General features: G+C 70.1%; 1 protein-coding gene. It reads right to left on the bottom strand.

The genetic code is table 11. The features are described 5' to 3' along the window. On the bottom strand, positions 1-3,708 hold a 3,708-nt coding region (locus tag BFF76_RS20025; protein WP_141695633.1), incomplete at both ends, for a type I polyketide synthase.

The following is a 3,708-nucleotide window of genomic DNA, read 5'->3' as shown; positions in this document are numbered from 1 at the left end:
TGGAAGGCGTAGGTCGGCAGATCGACGCGGCGTGCGCCGGTCCCGGCGAAGTACGCCGCCCAGTCGACCACTGACCCACGCACGTGCAGTTCGGCAAGGGCGGTGACGAGCGCGAGCGCCTCCTCGCGGTCCTTGCGCAGGACCGGCACGAACGCCGACTCCTCGACGCAGTCCTGCCCCATCGCGGACAACACCCCGTCCGGACCCAACTCCAGGTACGTGGTCACACCCTGGTCCCGGAGAGACCGCATCCCGTCGAGGAAACGCACCGCCTCACGGACATGGCGCACCCAGTAGTCCGCCGAACAGATCTCCTCGCCCGACTCGAGCCGACCGGAAACGTTCGAAACGATCCCGATTGTGGGCTGGTGGAAGGTCAGCGTCTCCGCGACCGCACGGAACTCGTCCAGCATCGCGTCCATGCGGGACGAGTGGAACGCGTGACTGACCCGCAGACGCTTGGCCTTACGGCCCTCCGCCTGGAAGTGCGCGGCGATCGCCAGGACAGCGTCCTCGTCACCCGAAACCACCGTCGAAGAGGGCCCGTTGAGCGCTGCAATCGACACACCCTCGGTCAGCAGCGGCAGAACCTCGTCCTCGGCTGCCTGGAGCGACACCATCGCACCGCCCGCCGGCAGCGCCTGCATCAGACGACCACGCGCCGCCACCAACTTGGCCGCGTCCTCCAGCGACAGCACACCGGCCACATGCGCAGCCGACAGCTCACCGATGGAGTGCCCCAGCAGATAGTCCGGCTTCACACCCCACGCCGACACCAGGCGATACAGCGCGACTTCGAGCGCGAACAGACCGGCCTGCGTGAACTGCGTCTGATCCAGCAGCTCACCACCCTCGAACACCACGCCACGGATCGGCTGATCCAGATGCCGGTCCAACTCAGCACACACCGCATCGAACGCATCCGCGAACACCGGGTAGGACTCGTACAGCTCACGGCCCATACCCGACCGCTGCGCACCCTGACCCGAGAACAACACACCGGTACGCCCCTGCGTCACCGCACCCGAGACCGTCCGGTCACCGATCAGCACCGCCCGGTGATCCAGCACCGCACGCGTCGTGGCCAACGAGAATCCGACATCCACCGGATTCCGGTCCGCAGCGAACTCCGAAAGCCGCTCCACCTGAGCGACCAGCGCCTCGGACGTCTTCGCCGACACCACCCACGGCACCACCGGCACACTCGGCACCGCGAGACCGGCCGCATCCGCCACCGCTGTCCCGGAGGGCTGCTCCAGGATCACGTGTGCGTTCGTGCCACTGATCCCGAACGACGACACCGCGGCACGCCGCGCCTCCCCTGTCTCCGGCCAGTCGACACAGTCCCGCAGGAGCTCGACCGCTCCGGCGGACCAGTCCACCTGCGACGACGGGCCGTCCACGTGCAACGTCTGCGGCAGCACACCGTGCCGCATCGCCATCACCATCTTGATCACACCGGCCACACCCGCAGCAGCCTGCGTATGACCGATGTTCGACTTGATCGAACCCAGCAGCAGCGGCCGGACCTCCGACCGCCCCTGCCCGTACGTCGCCAGCAGCGCCTGCGCCTCGATCGGGTCACCCAGCTTGGTGCCGGTCCCGTGCGCCTCGACCACGTCCACCTGGTTTGGGGTCAGACCGGCGTTGGCCAAGGCCTGGTTGATGACCCGCTGCTGCGACGGACCGTTCGGAGCCGTCAGACCGTTCGACGCGCCGTCCTGGTTCACCGCGCTGCCCCGCACGACGGCGAGCACGTCGTGCCCGTTGCGCCGCGCGTCCGACAGCCGCTCCACCAGCAGCACCCCGACGCCTTCGCCCCAAGCCGTACCGTCCGCCGCCTCCGCGAAGGCCTTGCACCGGCCGTCCGGTGCCAAGCCGCCCTGCCGGGAGAATTCGACGAACGCACCGGGGGTCGACATGACCGTGACCCCGCCGGCAAGCGCCAGTGAGCATTCGCCCGAGCGCAGCGCCTGGATCGCCCAGTGCAGTGCGACCAGGGACGACGAGCAGGCCGTGTCCACCGTCACCGCCGGGCCCTCGAGTCCGAGGGTGTACGAGACCCGGCCCGACAGCACGCTGGCGGAACTGCCCGTGGCTCCGTAACCGGCGACCGACTCGCCCGCGCCGCTCATGAGGTGGGCGTAGTCCTGACCGTTCGTACCGGCGAACACTCCGGTCGAGCTGCCGACCAGCGCGGAAGGATCGATGCCCGCGCGCTCGAGTACCTCCCATGACGCTTCCAGCAGCAACCGCTGCTGGGGATCCATCGCCAGCGCCTCACGCGGCGAGATGCCGAAGAACTCGGCGTCGAAGTCCGCGGCTTCGTGCAGGAAGCCGCCCTCGCGTGTGACCGAGGTGCCGATGCCGGTGGAGTCCGCGCCCGGGTCGTGGAGCGATCCGAGGTCCCATCCGCGGTTCTCCGGCAGGGTGGAGATTCCGTCCGCGCCGAGGGCCAGCAGGTCCCACAGTTGCTCCGGCGAGGTGACACCACCGGGGAACCGGCAGCTCATGCCGACGATCGCGATCGGATCGTCGACATCGGCCTGAGGGATCTCAGGAGAGGCCGGGCTTCCGCTCACCTCCGACGGCCGCAGCCGGGAGTGCAGGTGGCGGGCCAGGGCGGTTGAGGACGGATAGTCGTAGACGAGCGTCGTCGGCAGGCTGAGCCCAGTTGCGGCGTCGAGCCTGTTGCGCAGCTCCACCGCGCTGATCGAGCTGAAACCGAGGTCCAGGAACGCTCTGTCTGCCGGCACCGCGTCCCTGGAGCCGTGTCCCAGCAGGGCGGCAGCCTCCTCGCGGACCAGGTCCAGCACCAGGCGACGGCCGTCCTGTGCCGGCATGGTCCGCAACCGGTCGGCGAGCGCCGACTGCTGTACGGGCGCCTGCTCGGCCGGGCCGGCGGCTCCCTGGCCCGTCTCATGGGCGTAGGACAGTTCGCGGAGCAGCGGGTTCGGTCGGCGCGTCGCGTGCTGCCCGGCGGCCAGATCCCACCGCACGTCCGCCACGGCGAGCGTGGTCTCGTCGTCCTCGAGTGCCTGTTGCAGGGCCAGGAGCGCCAGTTCGGGGTCCATGGAGCCGACGCCGCTGCGTGCGAAGCGCTCTTCCTGTGCGGCGCCGAGGCCTCTCCCGTGCCAGTGGCCCCATTGGATCGCGACGGCTGTCAGGCCTTCTGCACGGCGGTGGTGGGCGAGGGCGTCGAGGAAGGCGTTGGCAGGGGCGTAGTTCCCCTGACCGGCGCCGCCGAGAAGGCCGGCGACGGAGGAGAAGAGCACGAACGCGGAGAGGTCGAGGTCACGGGTGAGTTCGTGCAGGTTCGTCGCGGCCCGGGACTTCGCGTGCAGTGCACGGTCGAGCCGACCGACACTCAGCGTGTCGAGCAGGCTGTCGTCCAGCAGCGCCGCGCTGTGGACGACTGCGGTCAGGGGCAGTTCCGCCGGGATCGAGTCGAGCAGGGAAGCAAGCGCGGACCGGTCGCCCGCGTCACAGGCGGCGAGCGTGACCTTGCTGCCCAGCGCGGTGAGCTCGGCTGCCAGGTCTTCGGCGCCGGGGGCTTCGGCACCGCGTCGGCCGACGAGCAGCAGGTGTTCGGCGCCCTTCTCCGCGAACCAGCGCGCGGTGTGGGCGCCCAGCGCGCCGGTGCCGCCCGTGATGAGCACGGTGCCCCGGGAGCAGCGCCACTCGTCGGAGGCGGGGGTACGGGGCGGC

The organism is Streptomyces mutomycini, from assembly GCF_001700505.1.
Classification (GTDB): domain Bacteria; phylum Actinomycetota; class Actinomycetes; order Streptomycetales; family Streptomycetaceae; genus Streptomyces; species Streptomyces mutomycini.
Note: the sequence above shows the minus strand (reverse complement) of the source record. Positions and strands in the feature narration are given on the sequence as shown.